This window comes from Haloarcula montana, from assembly GCF_035666295.1.
GTDB lineage: Archaea > Halobacteriota > Halobacteria > Halobacteriales > Haloarculaceae > Haloarcula > Haloarcula montana.
In genome coordinates this window covers 1496779-1515356 of the sequence record NZ_CP142027.1, presented here as the reverse complement: position 1 = coordinate 1515356, position 18578 = coordinate 1496779, and the positions used below count along the sequence as shown (strand labels likewise).

The window sequence follows — 18578 nt, the reverse complement described above, 5'->3', positions numbered from 1 at the left end:
AAAACTGTTTGTGGCCGTCGCTAACAGTAGCGATATGGACCCGCGTATCCGCGAACACGCAGACGTCATCGTCGACCACTCTATCGATCTGAGCGCCGGTGACGACATCGTCATCGACGCACACCCCGTCTCGGAGGACCTCGTCGTCGCGCTCCACGAAGCCGCTGCCGACCGCGGGGCGAACCCGCTGGTCGTCCAGGAACGACTCGGCGAACGGTTCCGTCGGGCGTATCTCCGGAACCGCGAGGAGTTCGAGACCCCGAGTCACGTCCAGGCGCTCTACGAGGAGATGGACGCCTACATCGCGATCCGTGGCAGCGCCAACGTCACCGAGACCAGCGATGTCGACCCCGAGGTGACAAGCGCCTACCAGCAGGCCCAGCAACCGCTGTTGAACGAGCGACTCTCGAAGACCTGGTGTCTCACACAGTTCCCCGCCGCCGCCAACGCCCAACTGGCCCAGATGTCCACCGAGGGCTACGAGAACTTCGTCTGGGACGCGGTCCTGAAAGACTGGGACGCGGTCCGAGAACACCAGTCCCAGATGGTCGAGATTCTCGATCCCGCCCAGGAGGTCCGTATCGTCTCCGGCGAGACGACCGACGTGACGATGTCGATCGCCGGCAACGAGACGCTCAACGACTACGGCGAGAAGAACCTCCCCGGCGGCGAGGTATTCACCGCGCCGGTTCGGGACAGCGTTGAGGGGGAAGTGCTGTTCGACAAGCCGCTGTACCACCAGGGTCGGGAGGTCACCGGCGTCCACCTTCGCTTCGAAGACGGCGAGGTTGTCTCCCACAGCGCCGAGAAGAACGAGGACCTGCTGACCGAAGTGCTCGATACCGACGAGGGCGCCCGCTATCTGGGCGAACTCGGAATCGGGATGAACCGGGACATCGACCGGTTCACCTACAACATGCTGTTCGACGAGAAGATGGGCGACACCGTCCACATGGCTATCGGGCGCGCCTACGAAGAGAACGTCGGTGAGGCAAACGAACAGAACGAGTCGGCCGTCCACGTCGACATGATCGTCGACATGAGCGAGGATTCATACATCGAGGTGGACGGAGAGGTAGTCCAGCGGAACGGGACCTTCGTCTTCGAGGACGGCGAGGTCTGAGGGGAGCGAAGCCCTCGTGTCGGAACGGCGACGGGCGGGAGCCGTGGAGGCGGGTTCGAGAGTTACGCTTTCTCTAGTCTCGCAACGTACAGCGCCTCCTCGCGGTCCACGTCCTCGACCGACCAGACGGTGTCGGCTACCAACTCACGCATCGTCTCCGGAGCTACGTGGAGGTAGTCGTGCCATTCGCCGGTGTAGCGCCGGTAGCGGGTCCGGATACGGAGCCGGCCGGGGAGCCACCCCCGGTCGTGGTTGCGCTCGTGATAGTCGAGATGGGCCTGGTCGTCCGTATCGAGCGGATCGAGACTCTCTGCAACGAGCGTGGCATCGTCGGTCGTCGCGTCGGCCAGCGCACCCAGTATCTCCGGCGCTCGCTCGGCGTTTCCGACGAGGCCGAAGTTGTTGCCCAGCATGGTCGCCGAGTCGAACTGCCCGTCGAGGTCGGCGGCCTCGGCCACGTCACAGCGGCGCACGTCACCGACGCCGCGGTCCCGAGCGACCGCCATCGCCCCCGGAGAGAGATCGATCCCGGTCACGTCGTGGCCCCGCTCCTGGAGTGCCAGCGCGTGTCGCCCGGGGCCACAGCCCACGTCAAGGACGTGACCGTCCGCCCACTCAACGGCGGTGTGCTCGCGGTCGTCCCACTGTTCGGGCGTCGAGAAGTATATCTCCGGGCCGGCGGGGCTATCGACGAACCCGTCGTCACGCTCGATGACCTCGAAGGCGTCGCCCTGTTCGTGGTAGTCCCGACACATCGCGCCGAAGGCGTCGGATTCGGGGAGGTCGTCCATGGGCGGTGGTCGCCGACGGGGCGAAAAAACGTTCCGTAGCCGCGATGTGTCGTACCATACCACGAAGACGACCACGGACAGGAGACTTATGACCGCTGCCGGGGTAGAGACGAGTATGCGCGACCAGCCACCTCTCTTCGTCCGTGCGGTCTGGTTCCTGTTCGTCGGGTGGTGGCTCACCGGGCTCTGGCTCACCGCCGCCTGGCTGTTGAACCTCACCGTCGTCGGCATCCCGCTGGGGATCGCCCTGATCAACCGGGTCCCGCTGGTAGTGTCGCTCAAGCGCCGGGACCCACCGGTTGCGGAACGGACGACAGAGGCGTATTCGTGGCCGGTTCGTGCGGTGTGGTTCGTCTGTATCGGCTGGTGGGCGAGCGCCCTCTGGACGGCGGCCGCGTACGCGGTGACGCTGACGATCGTCGGTATCCCCGTCGCCGTCTGGATGCACGCCAGACTGCCCTTCGTCGTCTCCCTGTACGACTACTGACTCGTACCTGTTAGCTCGAACGAAGGATACTCCCCTCTCCAGCCCAACACGTGGCTATGGCAGTCGGACAGGTAGAGCTGGCGTTGCGGGTCGCTGCCGGCCTGTTCGTCATCGTTGCCCCCACCGTCCTCTTCCTGGGGCTGTGGCACGGGCTGGAAGCGATGCGCGACGACGAGTTGGTCCAGCGGGCCAAACAGCGCGCGGAGACGATGGACACAGACGGCGGCGCCTGGAACGTAGACTCCGCGTCGGTCCGGGCGGCGGCCACGCGGGCCGACCCGGTCCCCGACGAGACGGTCGCCTGTGACAACTGTGGCACTTACAACTGCGAGGACGTGACGTACTGTCGGGACTGTCTCAGCGATATTTCGGGGTAGCACGCGCTTGGCTCCCCACGGGACAGACCCGACGGCCGCCACGATGGGGCAGCGCCGGCACGTTGAAACCCCGGTCGGTCCATGCCCCAGCCATGAGCGACTCAGGGCTCATCGAGACGGCCGACCCCGACGAGGCCTTCGCCGCCCTCGCCGACGCCACTCGCGTCGACATCCTCCGTGCGCTGTGGGACCACCAGGGAGAGACGCTGACGTTCTCGGAGCTGCGCGACGCCGTCGGCGTCGCCGACTCCGGGCAGTTCAACTACCACCTCGACAAACTCACAGACCGCTTTCTCACGAAGACCGACGACGGCTACGAACTGACGCTGGCCGGGATCGCGGTCAACGGCGCGATCCACGCGGGCGCGTTCACGATGGACGGTTCCGCCGACTCCTTCGACCTCGACGACGCCTGCCCGTCCTGTGGCCGCTCCCGGACGTTCAGCTATCAGGACGAACGCGTCCGGATCGAGTGCGACCGCTGTGAGATGGTCGCGACGACGATGGTCCCGCCGGGCGTGTTCGCCGGTTACGACCGCGAGCGGTTCCCCGAGGTGACCAGTCGCTACTTCCGGACCATCTTCGACCAGCTCTCGAACGGATTCTGCTGGGACTGTGAGGGGCGTCTCCGGACGGATGTCCAGCGGCTGAGCGACGCCCACCCCGAACGCGGGCAGACCGACCGAGCAGACCTCCCGCTGGTCCGTTACGAATGTGAGCGCTGTGGGTCGGAGATCACCGGCGATCTGGGGGTCGCGCTGGTGACTCATCCGGCCGTCGTTGCCTTCTACTACGACGCCGGGGTCGACGTCCGCGACCACGCGTTCTGGGAGTTCAGCGCCTGGAATACCGACCAGGCCTGGATCGAGCAGGAGGAGCCGTTCCGGGCGCGGGTCCAGTACACCGTCGACGATGCGACACTGATGCTGGTTGTCGACGACACCCTGGATGTGACCGATGTCGAGCGCCGGGAGTAACACTGTCGCCCGTCGCTGTCAGACCGCCGTCCACTCGACCGCTCGCCGGCGACTCAGTCCCCGGCAGCGGCCTGCCCGCCGGCCGTTCCACTCGAAACGGGCGTACGCTCGACGACTGTCGCGTCGTAGGTCGGGTACTGTTCGACGATCTCCCCTTTTTCGAGGTCGCCGTCCTCGACCATCTCCTCTAGGAGCCACCAGGCGAGTTCGACGTGGTCGGACTTGATCGTGTAGAACTCCTCGGGGACGCCCAGATCGATGAAGCGCTGCTCGCTGGCCCAGGCTTTCCCGTAGACGAGCGTCCCGTCCTCGGTTACCTCGTCGAAGGGCCGGCGGATGTTCCGGGCCATCCGTTTCAGCCGTGAGCGGTGCTGAGCGGCGTCCTTGAAGACGCTCGTACAGAAGTAGACCTTCTCGTGGTCACCCATCTGTTCGAGGATGTCGTGGCTCCCCTCGACGGCGCTCATGTGGTCGTCTTTGAGTTCGAAGCCCTCCTCCTGCATCCGGCGGTAGTTCCCGTCGGACATCTCGAACTCGTTGATGTTACAGAAGTCCGCGGCCCCTTCGTCTAAGAACTCCAGGAACTCCGGTTCGGCACGGATACCGGGGATCTCGAAGGCCGGTGTCAGCCCCTCTTCGCGGGCGATGTAGAGTATTTCCTCCCACTCGGTGCCGTGGAGGTCACCCCACTGTTCCAGCGGCGGGTGGAACCGGATCTCGTCGAGACCGGCTTCGGAGAGGCGGCGCATGTTCTCGCGGCCGCCGGTGATTCCGGTATAGAGGTGGGTGTGGTGGTCCTCGCCGAACTCGTCTTTTAAGAGTTCGAGGTAGTGACAGGTCCGGTCGAGCGCCTCCTGGGGTTCGCCGCCGGTGATCGAGGTCCCCAGCGCACTCATCCGTTTTGCCTCCTCGATGACGTCCTCGTCGGACTCGACGGGCCGCTCGTTGGCGTACATCTGGGTGACGTTCTTTCGGTTCTCCCCGAGCGGACAGTAGAAGCAGTCCCGCTGGTCACAGTAGCCGTAGACGAACAGTACCATCTTGCCGCCCTTGGCACACTGTTCGCAGCCCTCGGAGATCATTGCGTGTCCAGAGACACATCGCCCAGCGGGAAAAAGCGTGCGCATCGGCTCGCCCGTGTGGTCCGTGCCCATGCCTTTAGGCCGATGGCGCTCCCAGCAGCGGTATGCAGGACACCGCCCGCCGACGCGGGCTCGCGATTGTCTTCGCCGTTGTCTTTCTGGACCTGCTGGGCTTTGGCATCATCATCCCCATCCTCCCCTATTACACGCGGTCGTTTCCCGGCGGGACCGAGTTCGTCATCGGCCTGCTAGCCGCGTCGTACTCGGCGATGCAGTTCGCGTTCGCTCCCTTCCTGGGATCGCTGTCCGATCGGGTCGGTCGGCGGCCCGTACTGATCCTCTCGCTGTGTGGCTCGGTGATCGCCTGGACGGTGTTCGGGCTCGCCGAGGCCCTCTGGTTGCTGTTCGTCTCGCGGATGCTCGCGGGGGCGATGGGCGGGAACCTCTCGACGGCACAGGCCTACGTCGCCGACGTGACGCCGCCGGAACGCCGTGCCGCGGCACTGGGGTATATCGGAGCCGCGTTCGGCCTGGGGTTCATTTTCGGTCCCGGGATCGGTGCCGTGCTGAGCTTCGACGCCACCGTCGCCGCCGTTGACGCCGCGCTGCCCGCCGCGGTCCCGATCACCCGGTTCTCGCTCCCGAGTTTCGCCGCCGCTGTCGCCAGCCTCGGCGGCGTCGTCGTTGCCGTGCTCTTCCTCCCCGAATCCCGCTCGGCGGGCGGTGAGACGACCGAGCGCACTTCCTCGGTCGCCCAGCTCAGAAGCGCGCTCGCTACTGCCGGGCTCCGGGAGCTCCTGACCGCGTTCTTTCTGGTCTCGTTTGCCTTCTCCGGCGTCCAGATCATGTTCATCCCCTACGTCGCCGACATCTACGGCTACACCGCCGCACAGAGCGCGCTGCTGTTGACCTACATCGGCGCTCTCGCGGTCCTGACACAGGGTGTCCTCGTCGGGCCGCTGACCGCCCGCTACAGCCCCACTACGCTCTCGCTGGCCGGAACCGGAGTGCTCGCTCTCGGCGTCGGCGCCCTGCCGTTCTCGAAGGGACTGGGGGCCGTTCTCCCCTCACTGACGAGGGTCGTCCCGTTTCTCACGCCGGACCTGCTCGGGTTGCTCGTCGTCCTGACGCTCCTGCCCCTTGGAAACGGCATCCTCTCGGTCACGCTGACAGCGCTCGTCTCACAGCGTGCCAGCGCAGACCTCCAGGGGAGTGCCTTCGGGGTCACGCAGGGCGCCGGTAGCCTCGCCCGGACGATCGGTCCGCCGGTGATGGGCGGCCTGTACGCCGTCGTCGGCTACTGGTCGCCGTTCGTCGTCGGGAGCCTGCTCTTGGTTCCCGTGGCCGCGCTCGTGGTCCGACTCCGGGGTCAGTCGGACCCACCCGAACCACCTACCCCCCGGCCGGCCGACCCGGGCCACATCAGATAGGGACGCCTTTCATACACGTCCGGTGACAGGTGTGTGTATGGATGACGAGGAGCGAGATCCGGTCGGTGGCTCCCTGCCGGCCGGCGAGTCCGTCGACGAGCGACTCCTCGCGGTCAGTGAGACACTCATCCGGTACGTCGAGGTCGTCGCGGCGCTCGTGTTGGTGGTGCTCTTTGCGATCGGCGTCTTCGATCTCGGCCTCCAGATCTTCCAGAGCGCGGCCAGAGGCGACATCACTGACCCCCTGGTCGTCGTCGGGTTCATCGACACCGCGTTGCTCCTGTTCATCATCGTCGAGGTGTACCAGACCGTCGTCGCCTACACCCAGGAGAGCGAGACCCGCCGGATCGTCCGGTTGGTCATCTATACGGGCGTCATCGCGATGGTCCGGAAAGCGATCATCTTCCGAACCGGAGAGTACGCCAACGAGCGACTGGCCTTGCTGGCTGCGGTGTCGTACACTGTCATAATCTTCGGGCTGGTCGCCTTGCTCCTCGTCGAGCGCCGGACCCGCGTCGACGACGCCGCGCCGACGCCAGAAAGCAATTAACGACCGGTCTCGTAGCCCGGAGCATGCTGCTGGTGCTGTGTGTCGACCTCGACGACGACCTCGGTCGCAAGACCGACGTGGAGACGCCGGTCGTCGGCCGCGACGCTGTCGGGGAGGCCGCAGTGGCGCTCGCGGAGACCGACCCCGAGGACTCCGACGTTAACGTCCTCTTCGAGGGAGTCCACATCCACGACGCGATCACCGACGAACCCGTCGAAGTCGCTGCAGTCACCGGTGTCGACGGTAGCGACGTCGCCGCGAACCGCGCCGTCGGCGAGGAACTCGACACGGTCCTGGCCTCCCTGACCGCACGCGAGGACGTCCGCGCGCTGGTGGTCACCGACGGCGCACAGGACGAGTCGGTCGTCCCGGTCATCCGTTCGCGGGTCCACATCGACGGCGTCCGCCGGGTCGTCGTCCGCCAGGCACAGGACCTCGAATCGATGTACTACACCATCAAGCAGGTGCTGGACGATCCGGAGACCCGCGGGACGATTCTCGTTCCGCTCGGCATCCTCCTGCTCATCTACCCCGTGACGATCCTGCTGGACTATCTCGGCTGGCCGGGCTCGGCACTGGGTGTCATCTCCGGGCTGTTCGGGCTCTACCTGCTCGGCCGCGGGCTCGGCGTCGAGCAGTTGCTCGACGACCTCGTCCAGCAGACGACTGCCGGACTGTACGCCGGACGAGTGACGATCATCACCTACGTCGTCGCCGCTGCCCTGCTGTTTATCGGTGGTGTCAACGGCGTCCAGCTGCTGGAGTCGTTGCCCGACCCGGTCTCGGCCGTCGAGGTGGTTTCGGCGCTGGTCTACGGTGCCATCCAGTGGTTCGCCGTCGCGGGCGTCACCTCCAGTCTGGGCCGGGTCACCGACGAATACCTCCGCGAGAAGTTCGAATGGCGCTACCTCAACGCGCCGTTCTACGTACTCGCTATCTCGGCGGTGCTCCACGGTGTCAGCGGCTTTTTCCTCGGTTTTCAGGACCTCCAGTATCTCGCCGCGGTGCTGACCGGCGGGACGCTGCTTGGCCTGTCCAGCACGCTCGCGTTCGCCGTTGCCGAATCCCGCCTGGAGACGGCTGATCGAGTGAATCAAGGACCTGGCGGTCCCTCCTCGGAGTGATGTACGTCTCCCGTGCCGTCGAGAGCATCCGCTCGGACCCGATCGAGGGGGAATCGATCGGGTTGGTACTGGAAACGGCTCCCGATGCCGACCCCGACGCCGTCGCCGCGGCCGCCGAGGCCGCAGGCGCCACCGTCGACCGCCGTCTCCAGTTCGACGACCTTGCCGTGACGGTCCCCCAGCTGGCTGTCGACGATATCTGTGCCGTCGACGGACTGGCCGCTGTCCAGACCACTGACGCCATCTCGATCACCCACGAGGACGCCACCGACGAGGATGTCGAGTTCGACGACTGACTTCCGCACTGTTTTTGAGACTGCCGGGCTACCTTCGAGTGAGGGCACGTAGCTCAGTCCGGATAGAGCGTCGGACTTCTATCCCCGTCGCGACTGCGAGGGGGGAAGAGATCCGACGGTCGTGGGTTCGAATCCCACCGTGCCCGTCCCAAGACCTTCGGTTGCTTGTTGAACCGCTCAACGCCAGTTAGCACAAGGTATAGACGTTCTACTGCACCATCTCAGAATCAATCTTATTCTGAGAATCTGGTGTTCGTATCGTCGTGTAACGGTGCCCTCCGCTGTCCGGCGATTTCCATTGTTCCCCGACGGCGTAGGGGGTGGTCTGCGTGATTTTCGAGCCACGCGTCGAGTTCGATCTCGACCACTATCCCCGACTCCGTGTTTGGGACCCAGAGGCCGGTCACGACAGGTACCTCTACCTCCACCGGCTGACTGCCTACGCCCAGGGCGACCTCGACGACCTCTGGTCTCCGCTGCACGTTCACCACGTCGACGAAGATCGCTGGAACAACGATCCCGACAACCTCGAAGCTCGGTCCCCAGCTGATCATACCGACTACCATCTCAACGGAGGTGCCCCTTCGTGAGCCGATCGCCGTCTCGCGAAGACTGGCCGTTCCCAGCTGACGAGTTCGTTCGCGCCTCTCGCCTCCTGGAAGCCACCGACAAGGACGTTCGTCGAGCTGTCCAGCACGTCGAGGACGGTGATCACGCGTGACTCAGTGGTCCGCCTACACTCACTACCAATGTGACGACTGCGGTGACCCCTGCATCAACGGGACCGACTCCCACTTCGTTGATCATTCTGTCTGCCGCAGTTGCTTCAACGACCTTCCTGAATCTATCCGCAACACCGCCACAAGCGAGCGAGCGGAGGGAGCGACCCCCTCACATTGGGGTCGACCGACCGAGAGAGCGAACGTCCCCCAGCGGAACCACGGGGGCAATCCCAACGTGAAAGCCCGGCCAAAGGCCCGGAACGTGGGTGCGATACGGAGTGATCGCGGTCGAACACTGTTTCGTCTACTCTTGATAGCTCCTAATGAGTTCGGTCGAAGCACTTGGCCACGTCAGTGGCCTCGACCTCGCTGACAGATGTAACACTCTCGTCTTGGCCGACCTCAGCGAAGAGCGTGACCTGCTTGTCTACGGCCAGTTGATTGACGGCACACTCACAGAACGCGACCGTGATCGCGTTCGGATAACGAATTCATAGCCACGCATCCAGAGGGTACGCCACCCTCGAACGTTGTTTCGTATGCAGTGAAAGGCGTCTCCCCCCGACGCCTGCGAGCGTGTCGACGGCTCTGACCCCAACTACCAGTTTGTATACTTATCTGTCGACAACCTTGCAGCTCATGAAGATCCTAAATGGGGAAATAACGGTATTCAGTGGCTCTTTTCGCGACTGTCACACTGCGCCTTCTTGGCTTAATCACAGTAACACTATAGTCTGGATACACTATAGTCTGGATATATGATAGTTCAAAATCCAAGCTATTGGGATTGCTCTGTTACGGGTCCCTTTTCTCGAACGTTATCTTCACCCCAAATGATAATAAAATCACGCCAACTATTAAATAGACAAACCACGGCAGCGGGGTGGCAATATGCCCCAGCGACCTCCCAGTCCCGTAAATTATCATCCCAAGCAATAATATAACGGATGCTAAATATATCCAATTCCCATTCATAATATGTCCTTACTGTACGTTTGAATTATTAAGGCTCAGGTTCTTCATAAAGATAATCGCCTTGACCTGCATAAGAATAATCATTTGTAGACCGACCGAAACGTGACTTGAGCAGTGATAGGGACGGATACTGTCGATCATGAGCCTCTTCGATGATACTACCCGAGAGGGAGAAGCACCAGCGATCCATACGATATTTTTTAACCTACTTAGTCCAATGGTTTGGTGAACAATTGTCCCTTGCTGACGCTCCGCCGTTGTCCGGACCCGGTGATGAGCGGGGGGTTTCGCCGGTGATTGGGACCGTCCTGCTGGTTGCTCTGACCGTCCTCCTCTCGGCGCTTATCGGGACGCTCGCATTCGGGTTCGCCAGTGGCATGGCCCAGGACAGTCCGCTAGTAGACTTTCGCATGAACCAAAACAGAACGACAGTTGTTTTGACCCATGCCGGTGGGGACACAGTTGCTGGAGAAGACGTACACATCGTTTCCGGGTCACGCGGCTGGTTGGGCAATTACGCCGGTACAGACCGCCAGGCCTGCGATACGGTGATCTCGACGGTGACTCCCGGAACAGAGTGTCAGATATCGGGAGTGACAAGCGGGGACATCTATCTCGTTTGGAGATCGAACGGTCGTTCTGCGACCCTCTTTCAGGGTCGAATAATCGATGATGGTGTCGCGCCAACGCCGACACCGACGCCAACTGCGACACCGACACCAACGCCAACCGCGACGCCGACGCCAACGCCAACCGCGACGCCGACACTGACGCCAACCACGACACCGACACCAACGCCAACTGCGACGCCGACACTGACGCCAACCGCGACGCCGACGCCAACGCCAACCGCGACGCCGACACCAACACCAACCGCGACACCAACGCCGAGCCCAGCGGTAAGCGGCTATACGCTGCGAGACACGTCCACAAATTCGAATACCAACTACGAGTTGATGTACGATATTGACGGGACTGCGGATTTCGATCGTGTCGAAGTGACATTCGATAACCAGGCCAACGACTGGGGAGATACCACGCGTTCAACCTCGGCAGAACGGGGAACGGTCACGTTCTCACAGGGTGGTCAGCAAGGAGCGACGTATGAGATAACAATCAGGGTGTTCAATACTGACGGAACAGTCACGGATACCGTCTCGATCACTGACACGGCCAATGGAAGTTTCCAATCGTCCGGTGACCTTACTGAGAACGACAGTCCGTCTTTTGCCGGAACAGTAGTTGATGATCTAGGAGGTGACGAAGCAAACTACGAGGTCTCGTATAACGTCCCGGACCGATCGAACTTCGGTTCGGTCAGAGTGCAGTATACCAACTTCGACAGCGGGGGTGCCGATGCGACGTATACGAGTACTGATCCCCGACACAATATTGACAACTACGCCGAAGCGGATTTCGGTGGGACTGCTGGCGATGAGTACCGTATCCGGGCAGAACTCCTCGACACCGATGGCGTTGTTGTAGATGATCGTGTTGTGACAGATGTTGCCGATGGTGACGATCCGTCAGGGAACGCCGATTTACGCCGAGCGAGTAGCCCTACGCTGTCGAGCTACTCGGTGAAAGACAGAACAAAAACACAAACCGATACCGGGAAATACAGGGTTCAATATCAGGTTTCGGACCCGAACGGCGACTTCTCGCAACTCGAAGCAATATTCGTTAACACGGACAACTCGTGGGCAACACAGACGCAGTCCAGTTCGAAGACCAACGGAAATCTACAGTACGATACCGGTGGTGTCAGCGGTGACAGGTACAGGATTACGATCCGTGTACTCGACACCGACGGTGTTGTCGTTGACGAGGTGACGGTAACTGATACCGCTGATGGGACAAACCCCTGACACAACTCTGCCGGTAGAAACTGGACCACAGCGGCGGCTGCAAAGACCAGCCAATACCGTCACTCAAAACGCTCCAACTGCGCCGAGAGCTACACCGAAACCGAACGAGGGCGTGACAGACACTCGGGCATCCCGTTCGAGGGACGTTGCATCCACGAAAAAGATTGACCGTACTGTGCCGGTAACGCCGCCGAACGCGCCGGGTAGCTACATCCCGCTGTAGGCGCTGGCGAGTTGGTTGATCACTTCCTCGTTGGAGTTGCCGGAGATGAACGAGGAGATCGCGGAATTGACGCCGGAAGCGGCTTCCGGCGGCGCGGCGAGACCGTGAGCGACCGACGCCGGCTGGCCGCTGCTGTTCTGGAAGTCGTTGATCTGGTCGGCCGAGAAGTCGTTGAACGGGTCCGTCGAGACGTCGGTCCGGGGCGGGATCGCACCCTTGCCGGGGTTGAAGATCTCCTGGGCCTGGGTGGTTCCGACGAAGCGACACCACAGCGTCGTCGCCTCGGGCGAGGGGTTGTCGATCGGGTACGGGAACGAGTCGATGACGAGCGAGTAGTAGCTGTCACTGCCCGGGAACGGAACGTAGTCCCAGTCATCGCCGTAGGCGAAGTCGTTGACGTAGTAGGTGCTCGCGGCCCAGTCGCCCTGGTGGATGAACGCGGCGTCGCCGTTGATGACCTGGGAGTTGGCCTCCGTCCAGGAGATCGAACCGGCGTCGCTCGGGTAGAACTCGCTGTAGTCCCGAACGATGTCCAGTGCAGCCCCGAGTTCGTCCCGGTAGGACTCGACGGCGCCGTCCTCGAACACTTCGGAGTAGGTCTGGCCGTCCTGTTGTGCCAGGAAGACGGTCTCGAACAGTTGGACCGTCGACCAGGGGGAGTTGGTCTGGTGGGCCATCCCCGTGTAGCCGGCGTCGGCGACGGCTTCGAGCCCGTCGACGACGTCCGAGGGCGTGTTGAAGTCCGTCGGGTCCACGCCGGCGTCCTCGACGGCGCTGACGTTGTAGAAGAGATTGTTGAGCCGGTGGATGTTCAGCGGCACCGTCACGTAGTTGCCCGAGGGCTGGGCGACGTTCCGGACGCCCTCCAGGTAGGCCTCTTTCATGTTGTTCTCGTCCCAGACGGACTCCTCGATGTCTTCGAGGAGGTTCGCGTCCGTGTACGGGATCAGTGCCTTGCCGGGCCAGTTCTGCCAGGTACTCGGGTGGTTCCCGTTCTGGATTCGAGTCCGGATGTTGGACTGGAGGTTCGTCCCGGCGCCGCCGGCGATGAGGTTCTCGTCGAAGTCGACGAACGGATACTCCTCCTGGAAGGCGTCCATCACTGCCTGGATCGCTTCCAGGCCGTCGCCTTCGCCCCACCAGTGGGCGATTTCGAGGGTATTTGTCTCGGTCTGGCCGTCGCCACTGCTGCCGTCACCGCTGCCGCCGTCGCTGCTCCCGTCACTGCCACTGCCGCCGTCACCGCTTCCACCGTCACCGCTCCCGCCGTCGCCACCACAGCCGGCCAAGGACGCAGCCCCAGCGGCACCAGCGATTCGCAGCGCGTTCCGTCTCGATAGGTTCCGGTCCGAGTCGTTGTCTGACATCAGTATCGTACTACCTTCTGGTCGATCATGTAAAAGCCGTTCTATGACAACAGGGGCGCCTTCACATATCGCGGAGTCGCGATTCCCGTCACGAGGGCTCGCGAGCCGCCGGCTCGCTACCCCACAGGTCGCAAGCGTTTTGCCCGCGGCTCCTGTACGCAGGTCCATGGCCGACTGCCCGCTCGCCGACGACTGCCCCAGCTTCACCGAACGCATCGAGGGGATGGGGTGTACACACTACGGCGACAGAGGTGGCGCCGAGTGGTGTAATCACTACAACCAGCCTATCTCCGACCTCAAGAGCCAGCCAGTGAAGCCGGGACAGGAAGTCGTCGTGACCGTCGAGGATATCCACGAGAGCGGTGCCGGCGTCGGGCGGACCGAAGACGGATTCATCATCATGGTCGACGGCGTCCTCCCGCCGGCCAAATCGAAGGTGAAAGTCACCAAGGTCCGGTCGAACCACGCCCGTGCGGAGGAACTCGAACGGCTGGAACTCGATGAGGACGAGACCGAAGACGACGAGGAGGCTGACGACGAGGAGACGCAAGCCGACACCGAGGCAGACGACGAAGGCGACCGACGGCTGGGCAGCCGCGACAACTTCTGGGGCAGTTAACTCCCGCGACCGGGGGTTCTTTTTACCGACGCGAACGCCTTTCGAGTATGGACCTCGAACTGGAGGGCAACGTCGCGCTCTGTACCGCCGCAACGAGTGGCCTCGGCCTCGCAAGCGCCCGCCGTCTCGCGAGCGAGGGTGCCCACGTAGCCGTCTGTGGGACCACGCCCGAACACGTCGACCGGGCGCGTGAGGAGCTTCGGGACGCCGGATCGGGGGATGTCCTGGCAGTCCAGGCCGACATCACCGACCGCACCGAAGTCGAGGCGTTCATCGAGGAGACTGTCGACGAACTAGGGGGGCTCGACCACGTCGTCACGAGTGCCGGCGGACCCGCGCCCGGCCCGTTCCTGGAGACGACCGAACGCCAGTGGTACTCCGCCTATGACCTGCTCGTGATGAGCTACGTCTGGACCACCCGATTCGGGGCTCCGTATCTCCGGGAGTCAGAAGCTGGCACCGTTGTCGCCATCACCTCGCGGTCGGTCCGGGAGGTCATCGACGATCTGGTCCTCTCGAACGCGGTCCGGCGGGCGGTGATCGGCCTCGTGAAGACACAGGCACGCGAGTTCGCTCCCGAGATACGGGTCAACGCCGTTCTCCCCGGCGCTCACGAGACGCCGCGCATCGAGGAACTCGTCGAGGCGGCCGTCGAACGCGGCGAGTACGACTCCTACGAGGACGGCATCGCCGAGTGGTCCGACGCGCCGCTGGGACGGGTCGGCCAGCCGGAGGAACTAGGCGACGTGGTCGCGTATCTCTCCTCGGCCCGGTCGTCGTACGTCACTGGGACCGCGCTCCCGGTCGACGGCGGATCGATGCGCAGCTAGGGGCGGTCCAGTCGCTCGGTCGAATCGGTGTTGTTCGTCGCAAGCTGCCAGACCAGTAGCCCGAGCGAAAGTAGCGCGACCGCCGCTGTGGCGATATAGCCCGTACTACCGACCTCGAAGAGTTGCTTGGGAAACAGCGCGCCCATCACCAGCAGTCCGACGGCCGAGAACCCCACGAGAAACGGGATCACGAGGAGCCAAAACCGCCGAGCGACGCTGTCCATACTGAGCCGGATACCGCCCGCGACAATGACTGTTTCGGCGCCTAGAACGTGTCCTCGCCCCGGAGTCGTGCCACGACCTCCCGGACCCGCTGGGCCTGTGCCTTCGGGACGACGAGCGTCCGGTCGCCGAACGAGGCGACGACGAGGTCCGAGACGCCGACGACGCTGACGTGGCCGTCGGTCGCGACGACGTTGCCGTCGGCGTCGATCGATAGCGCGTCACCGAGGACTGCGTTGCCGTCGGTGTCATCGAGGACCCGTTCGAGCGCGTCCCACGAGCCCAGGTCGTCCCACGCGAGGTCGGTGGGGACGACGTAGACGTCCTCGGCCCGTTCGAGCACCGCGTGATCGACGCTCACCGACTCGACCGCGTCGAACGCCGCCGCTGGGTCGTCGTCCAACCGCTCGACGAGCGGTCCCAGTGGTGTCTCGCTGGCCGCCGCCAGAAACGCCGTCGGTGTCCAGGCGAACAGCCCGGCGTTCCAGTAGAACCCCTCCTCGACGTACGCTCGGGCGGTCGATTCGTCCGGTTTCTCGTGGAACCGATCGACGCTGCTGTAGCCGTCTGTCGACGCTCCAGGCTTGATATACCCGAACTCCGTTGCCGCCCTGCTGGGTTCGATGCCGACCGTCACGAGCCCCCCTGTTTCAGCTGCAGTCCGTGTCGCTCGCTCCGCGACAGCCCGGAACTCTCCCTCGACATGGTGGTCGCTGGGCAGACAGAGCAACACGCAGTCGCCGACCTGCTCGCGGATTCGGTGGGCGGCATACGCCAGCGCCGGCCCGGTGTCTTTCGGCTCGGGTTCGGTCAGTACGGCCGCGCCAGGTGCCCGCTCGCGCACGCCATCGACGTAGTCCTCGCGGGTGAGGACGTACGTCTCGTCGGCGAAGCCGGCTCGTTCGACTGTTTGGGCCAACAGGGACTGTTCGTGACCGAACGACTGGAACTGTTTGGGCCGGTCGCTGCGACTCGCCGGATAAAGCCTGGTACCGGTCCCGCCCGCGAGAACGAGCGCGACGAGAGGTCTGTCCATGCACGGCGTTGGCGTCCGGCCGTCTCAAACCTGTGGGATCACCACGTCTCGACGGCCCCGTCACGGATGTCCTCGACACAGCCCTGGCAGTCGGGGTGGTCGGCGTCGAAACAGTCCGGGCGGGCCTGTGGGTCCAGCGAGACGGCCCGCCGGTCGGCGTGGCGTCGACAGACGATCCTCGCCCGGCCGTCCTCGTCGCGAGGCAGCCCGGCCAGTGCGGCCCGCTTCCCGTCGCTGTAGGCCCGCTTGGCCTCCGAGAGTTGTTGGCCGGCCGACCGGAGCGTGTTGCTGATAAAGCGCGCGATCCGGTCGTCGTCACTGTCGGCCATACGCGACGGTTGCGGCCGGGCACAGATCAATCTTCCCGCGCTCACCGCTCGACGATGGAATCTGGCGGTTTCACTTTCACTCCGCCGGGCGAGTGTTTATATCCGAAGGCGACCAACGCTGGAATGTCTCCCATCGAAAACCAGGCGGAGACAGTGAACGCCAATGACTGCAACAGATTTGCGTACCCAAGCCGAAGAGATACACGAGCAGTTCTCCGACCAGTTGGACCTCGACGTCGAGGATATCGTCGAGCGGCTCGACACGCTCGTCAACGACTATCAGGTCCCGATCAGCGAAGCCCGCCGGAGCGTCGTCAACACGTACTTGGACGAGGCCGGCATGGAGCGGGACCAACTCGCCAGCGGCGGCGGGAACGAACAGGTCCAGGTGGCCGATGTCGACGCTCCCGAGGAGTGGGTCGACATGCGCGTCACCGTCGTCGAACTGTGGGAACCCCGTGCCGACGCCGTCGCCCAGGTCGGTCTGCTGGGCGACGAGACGGGCACGATCAAGTTCACCAAGTGGTCGAAATCCGACCTCCCCGAGCTCTCGGAGGGCACATCCTACGCCCTCCGAAACGTCGTTACCGACGAATACCAGGGCCGGTTCTCGGTGAAGCTCAACCGAACGACGACGATCGAGGAACTCGACGAGGCTATCGAGGTCGGCGACGACAGTGTCGAGGTCGAGGGCGCACTGGTCGACATCCAGTCGGGCTCCGGGCTGATCAAACGCTGCCCGGAGGACGACTGTACCCGCGTCCTCCAGAACGGCCGCTGTAGCGAACACGGCGAGGTCGAAGGCGAGTTCGATCTCCGCATCAAGGGCGTCTTAGACGACGGCGAGGAGGTCACCGAGGTCATCTTCGACGAGGACGCCACGGAGAAACTCACCGGCATCACCCTCGAAGAAGCCAAGGAGATGGCCATGGACGCGCTCGATACCACCGTCGTGGCCGACGAGATGCGCGAGGGCATCCTCGGGCGCTACTACCGGGTGACCGGACCGACGTTCGGCCGCTACGTCCTGGCCGACGACCAGGAACGGCTCACCGGCTCAGTGGATGCGGACGAAGTCCTCATCAAAGCGAGGTCGATCTAGATGGCGAGTACACCCACCCGCGAAGTCGCCCGCCGCGTCTTCGCCCGCGAGTTCAACGATGCGAGTTACACGTTCAAAGAGTCCGACGACGACCGTGCTCCCGTGTACGTCCTCTTGCCGACCGGCCAGCGCGCCAACCGCGTGTTCCTGGTCGGGACGCTGACCGAGACCGAGGACGTCGGCGAGGACAGCGAGTACTGGCAGGGTCGGGTCGTCGACCCCAACGGCGACACGTTCTTCATGTACGCCGGCCAGTACCAGCCCGACGCCGCGTCGATGCTCCGGGAACTCGAACCGCCTGCCTACGTCGCCGTCGTCGGCAAGCCACGGACCTACGAGACCGACGAGGGCGACGTAAACGTCTCCGTTCGTCCCGAATCGATCTCCGAGGTCGACGAGGCCACGCGGGACCGCTGGGTCGCTGAGACCGCCCAGCGGACGATCGACCGCATCCAGCGGTTCGCCGAAGCCGACCCCGACGACCCAGGGACCGACGAGTACGTCGCGATGGCCCACGAGGAGTACGGTGACGACGTCGAGCCGTACCGCCAGTCCGTCGTCGGTGCCCTAGAGAGCATGCAGGACGAGCAGGCCGAGGCCAGCGCTGACTGAGCAGACCCCGTTTCAGGGCTGAAGGAGTTCGACGAGGTTCCCCTCGGGATCGACGACGAAGAGGATCGTCGTCCCGCTCTCGGTCGTCTGTGGCTCGCTGAGCGTCTCGATGTCCTCGGGTAACTCCTCGTAGACTGAAACGAGATCGTCGACTTCCAGTCCGAGGTGTGTCGCGCTCGGTTCGTTGAGCTGTGGGTCGGAGCGTTCGTCGCCCTCGGGATCGTAGCTGACCAGTTCCAGACGGCTGCCGCCGGCGTCCAGATGCGCGAACTCGGCGCTGGCACCGTCGACGCCGACGCCGGTCGCGAAGGCGTCGCCGCCGACCGAAAAGCGGGAGCTGACGTCCAATCCCAGCACGTCCCGGTAGAACTCCACGGCTCGTTCGAGGTCGGTGACGGTGATCGCGTAATGGTGTGCTGTCGCGTCCATACCGACA

Annotated in this window: 22 protein-coding genes, 1 tRNA gene and 1 pseudogene; 17 read left to right on the top strand and 7 right to left on the bottom strand. The window is 63.7% G+C overall.

Going from position 1 to position 18578, the window contains the following annotated elements:
• Positions 1-34 precede the first annotated feature (34 nt).
• Positions 35-1123 carry an aminopeptidase gene (locus VJ109_RS07865; protein ID WP_324755807.1) on the top strand — a complete coding sequence of 363 codons (1089 nt, stop codon included), beginning with the start codon at positions 35-37 and terminating at the stop codon, positions 1121-1123.
• 62 nt (positions 1124-1185) lie between these two features.
• Here VJ109_RS07865 and VJ109_RS07860 read toward each other — a convergent pair whose 3' ends face one another.
• Positions 1186-1914 (bottom strand): class I SAM-dependent methyltransferase, encoded by a 729-nt coding sequence (locus tag VJ109_RS07860; protein WP_324755806.1) that lies wholly within the window; start codon positions 1912-1914, stop codon positions 1186-1188.
• Positions 1915-2029: 115 nt separating this feature from the next.
• On the opposite strand from VJ109_RS07860, the gene VJ109_RS07855 reads away from it, so the two are divergent.
• The 3 genes from VJ109_RS07855 to VJ109_RS07845 all read left to right on the top strand — a co-directional run bounded on the left by VJ109_RS07855 (position 2030) and on the right by VJ109_RS07845 (position 3755).
• Complete coding sequence (locus tag VJ109_RS07855) at positions 2030-2401, top strand: YccF domain-containing protein (protein ID WP_324755804.1); 372 nt, start codon at positions 2030-2032, stop codon at positions 2399-2401.
• Between the two features lie 56 nt (positions 2402-2457).
• Positions 2458-2778 carry a zinc ribbon domain-containing protein gene (locus tag VJ109_RS07850; RefSeq protein ID WP_324755802.1) on the top strand — a complete coding sequence of 107 codons (321 nt, stop codon included), beginning with the start codon at positions 2458-2460 and terminating at the stop codon, positions 2776-2778.
• A 92-nt stretch (positions 2779-2870) separates the two neighbouring features.
• Positions 2871-3755 (top strand): winged helix-turn-helix domain-containing protein, encoded by an 885-nt coding sequence (locus VJ109_RS07845; RefSeq protein WP_324755800.1) that lies wholly within the window; start codon positions 2871-2873, stop codon positions 3753-3755.
• Positions 3756-3808: 53 nt separating this feature from the next.
• Here VJ109_RS07845 and VJ109_RS07840 read toward each other — a convergent pair whose 3' ends face one another.
• Positions 3809-4837 carry a radical SAM protein gene (locus tag VJ109_RS07840; protein ID WP_324755798.1) on the bottom strand — a complete coding sequence of 343 codons (1029 nt, stop codon included), beginning with the start codon at positions 4835-4837 and terminating at the stop codon, positions 3809-3811.
• 104 nt (positions 4838-4941) lie between these two features.
• Here VJ109_RS07840 and VJ109_RS07835 point away from each other — a divergent pair, with 104 nt between their 5' ends.
• The 9 genes and pseudogenes from VJ109_RS07835 (at position 4942) to VJ109_RS07800 (ending at position 11802) form a co-directional block, all read left to right on the top strand.
• A complete protein-coding gene (locus VJ109_RS07835; protein ID WP_324755796.1) occupies positions 4942-6267 on the top strand; it encodes an MFS transporter in 1326 nt (441 codons plus the stop codon).
• Positions 6268-6304: 37 nt separating this feature from the next.
• On the top strand, positions 6305-6817 hold the full coding sequence (locus VJ109_RS07830) for a phosphate-starvation-inducible PsiE family protein (protein WP_324755795.1): 513 nt from the start codon (positions 6305-6307) through the stop codon (positions 6815-6817).
• Positions 6818-6840: 23 nt separating this feature from the next.
• Positions 6841-7941, top strand: coding sequence for a DUF373 family protein (locus VJ109_RS07825; protein ID WP_276178736.1), 1101 nt, complete (start codon positions 6841-6843; stop codon positions 7939-7941).
• Positions 7941-8237, top strand: coding sequence for a hypothetical protein (locus tag VJ109_RS07820; RefSeq protein ID WP_324755794.1), 297 nt, complete (start codon positions 7941-7943; stop codon positions 8235-8237). Before VJ109_RS07825 ends, VJ109_RS07820 begins: the two co-directional genes overlap by 1 nt.
• 42 nt (positions 8238-8279) lie before the next feature.
• Positions 8280-8383, top strand: a tRNA-Arg gene (locus VJ109_RS07815).
• Positions 8384-8566: 183 nt separating this feature from the next.
• Complete coding sequence (locus VJ109_RS07810) at positions 8567-8827, top strand: HNH endonuclease (RefSeq protein WP_324755792.1); 261 nt, start codon at positions 8567-8569, stop codon at positions 8825-8827.
• A gap of 455 nt (positions 8828-9282) precedes the next feature.
• Positions 9283-9456 (top strand): hypothetical protein, encoded by a 174-nt coding sequence (locus VJ109_RS07805; protein WP_324755790.1) that lies wholly within the window; start codon positions 9283-9285, stop codon positions 9454-9456.
• Between the two features lie 105 nt (positions 9457-9561).
• Positions 9562-9675: pseudogene (locus VJ109_RS19610) on the top strand (hypothetical protein); the annotation flags it as partial.
• A 411-nt stretch (positions 9676-10086) separates the two neighbouring features.
• Entirely contained in the window at positions 10087-11802 is a 1716-nt protein-coding gene (locus VJ109_RS07800; protein ID WP_324755788.1) for a type IV pilin N-terminal domain-containing protein, read from the top strand.
• Positions 11803-12009: 207 nt separating this feature from the next.
• Here the strand turns inward: VJ109_RS07800 and VJ109_RS07795 are convergent, their stop codons facing one another.
• A complete protein-coding gene (locus VJ109_RS07795) occupies positions 12010-13392 on the bottom strand; it encodes an ABC transporter substrate-binding protein (RefSeq protein ID WP_324755786.1) in 1383 nt (460 codons plus the stop codon).
• 166 nt (positions 13393-13558) lie between these two features.
• On the opposite strand from VJ109_RS07795, the gene VJ109_RS07790 reads away from it, so the two are divergent.
• Together VJ109_RS07790 and VJ109_RS07785 are read left to right on the top strand one after the other, a co-directional pair.
• Complete coding sequence (locus tag VJ109_RS07790; protein ID WP_324755785.1) at positions 13559-14011, top strand: TRAM domain-containing protein; 453 nt, start codon at positions 13559-13561, stop codon at positions 14009-14011.
• A gap of 47 nt (positions 14012-14058) precedes the next feature.
• Positions 14059-14841, top strand: coding sequence for an SDR family oxidoreductase (locus VJ109_RS07785; protein ID WP_324755784.1), 783 nt, complete (start codon positions 14059-14061; stop codon positions 14839-14841).
• On the opposite strand, the gene VJ109_RS07780 is transcribed toward VJ109_RS07785, so the two are convergent.
• Genes VJ109_RS07780 through VJ109_RS07770 form a run of 3 tightly spaced genes read right to left on the bottom strand, consistent with a single transcriptional unit; the run spans position 14838 to position 16428 of the window.
• Positions 14838-15065, bottom strand: coding sequence for a hypothetical protein (locus VJ109_RS07780; RefSeq protein ID WP_324755783.1), 228 nt, complete (start codon positions 15063-15065; stop codon positions 14838-14840). The two genes, VJ109_RS07785 and VJ109_RS07780, sit on opposite strands and share 4 nt — an antisense overlap.
• 41 nt (positions 15066-15106) lie before the next feature.
• A complete protein-coding gene (locus VJ109_RS07775) occupies positions 15107-16099 on the bottom strand; it encodes a mannose-1-phosphate guanylyltransferase (RefSeq protein ID WP_324755782.1) in 993 nt (330 codons plus the stop codon).
• 38 nt (positions 16100-16137) lie between these two features.
• Positions 16138-16428 (bottom strand): DUF7091 family protein, encoded by a 291-nt coding sequence (locus VJ109_RS07770; protein WP_276178750.1) that lies wholly within the window; start codon positions 16426-16428, stop codon positions 16138-16140.
• A 163-nt stretch (positions 16429-16591) separates the two neighbouring features.
• Between VJ109_RS07770 and VJ109_RS07765 the strand changes: the two genes are divergently transcribed.
• Both VJ109_RS07765 and VJ109_RS07760 read left to right on the top strand, forming a co-directional pair.
• Entirely contained in the window at positions 16592-17530 is a 939-nt protein-coding gene (locus VJ109_RS07765; RefSeq protein ID WP_324755781.1) for a replication factor A, read from the top strand.
• Complete coding sequence (locus tag VJ109_RS07760; protein WP_324755780.1) at positions 17531-18142, top strand: RPA family protein; 612 nt, start codon at positions 17531-17533, stop codon at positions 18140-18142.
• 12 nt (positions 18143-18154) lie between these two features.
• Here VJ109_RS07760 and VJ109_RS07755 read toward each other — a convergent pair whose 3' ends face one another.
• Positions 18155-18571 carry a VOC family protein gene (locus tag VJ109_RS07755; RefSeq protein ID WP_324755779.1) on the bottom strand — a complete coding sequence of 139 codons (417 nt, stop codon included), beginning with the start codon at positions 18569-18571 and terminating at the stop codon, positions 18155-18157.
• Positions 18572-18578 lie beyond the last annotated feature (7 nt).

Bases quoted from the DNA above. Each gene is read 5' to 3' on its own strand.
- VJ109_RS07770 (WP_276178750.1), bottom strand. From the start codon at position 16,428: ATGGCCGACAGTGACGACGACCGGATCGCGCGCTTTATCAGCAACACG.
- VJ109_RS07820 (WP_324755794.1), top strand. From the start codon at position 7,941: ATGTACGTCTCCCGTGCCGTCGAGAGCATCCGCTCGGACCCGATCGAG.
- VJ109_RS07840 (WP_324755798.1), bottom strand. From the start codon at position 4,837: ATGATCTCCGAGGGCTGCGAACAGTGTGCCAAGGGCGGCAAGATGGTA.
- VJ109_RS07850 (WP_324755802.1), top strand. From the start codon at position 2,458: ATGGCAGTCGGACAGGTAGAGCTGGCGTTGCGGGTCGCTGCCGGCCTG.
- VJ109_RS07860 (WP_324755806.1), bottom strand. From the start codon at position 1,914: ATGGACGACCTCCCCGAATCCGACGCCTTCGGCGCGATGTGTCGGGAC.
- VJ109_RS07785 (WP_324755784.1), top strand. From the start codon at position 14,059: ATGGACCTCGAACTGGAGGGCAACGTCGCGCTCTGTACCGCCGCAACG.
- VJ109_RS07790 (WP_324755785.1), top strand. From the start codon at position 13,559: ATGGCCGACTGCCCGCTCGCCGACGACTGCCCCAGCTTCACCGAACGC.
- VJ109_RS07800 (WP_324755788.1), top strand. From the start codon at position 10,087: ATGATACTACCCGAGAGGGAGAAGCACCAGCGATCCATACGATATTTT.
- VJ109_RS07845 (WP_324755800.1), top strand. From the start codon at position 2,871: ATGAGCGACTCAGGGCTCATCGAGACGGCCGACCCCGACGAGGCCTTC.
- VJ109_RS07765 (WP_324755781.1), top strand. From the start codon at position 16,592: ATGACTGCAACAGATTTGCGTACCCAAGCCGAAGAGATACACGAGCAG.
- VJ109_RS07780 (WP_324755783.1), bottom strand. From the start codon at position 15,065: ATGGACAGCGTCGCTCGGCGGTTTTGGCTCCTCGTGATCCCGTTTCTC.
- VJ109_RS07835 (WP_324755796.1), top strand. From the start codon at position 4,942: ATGCAGGACACCGCCCGCCGACGCGGGCTCGCGATTGTCTTCGCCGTT.
- VJ109_RS07795 (WP_324755786.1), bottom strand. From the start codon at position 13,392: ATGTCAGACAACGACTCGGACCGGAACCTATCGAGACGGAACGCGCTG.
- VJ109_RS07775 (WP_324755782.1), bottom strand. From the start codon at position 16,099: ATGGACAGACCTCTCGTCGCGCTCGTTCTCGCGGGCGGGACCGGTACC.
- VJ109_RS07865 (WP_324755807.1), top strand. From the start codon at position 35: ATGGACCCGCGTATCCGCGAACACGCAGACGTCATCGTCGACCACTCT.
- VJ109_RS07760 (WP_324755780.1), top strand. From the start codon at position 17,531: ATGGCGAGTACACCCACCCGCGAAGTCGCCCGCCGCGTCTTCGCCCGC.
- VJ109_RS07855 (WP_324755804.1), top strand. From the start codon at position 2,030: ATGCGCGACCAGCCACCTCTCTTCGTCCGTGCGGTCTGGTTCCTGTTC.
- VJ109_RS07825 (WP_276178736.1), top strand. From the start codon at position 6,841: ATGCTGCTGGTGCTGTGTGTCGACCTCGACGACGACCTCGGTCGCAAG.
- VJ109_RS07805 (WP_324755790.1), top strand. From the start codon at position 9,283: ATGAGTTCGGTCGAAGCACTTGGCCACGTCAGTGGCCTCGACCTCGCT.
- VJ109_RS07755 (WP_324755779.1), bottom strand. From the start codon at position 18,571: ATGGACGCGACAGCACACCATTACGCGATCACCGTCACCGACCTCGAA.
- VJ109_RS07830 (WP_324755795.1), top strand. From the start codon at position 6,305: ATGGATGACGAGGAGCGAGATCCGGTCGGTGGCTCCCTGCCGGCCGGC.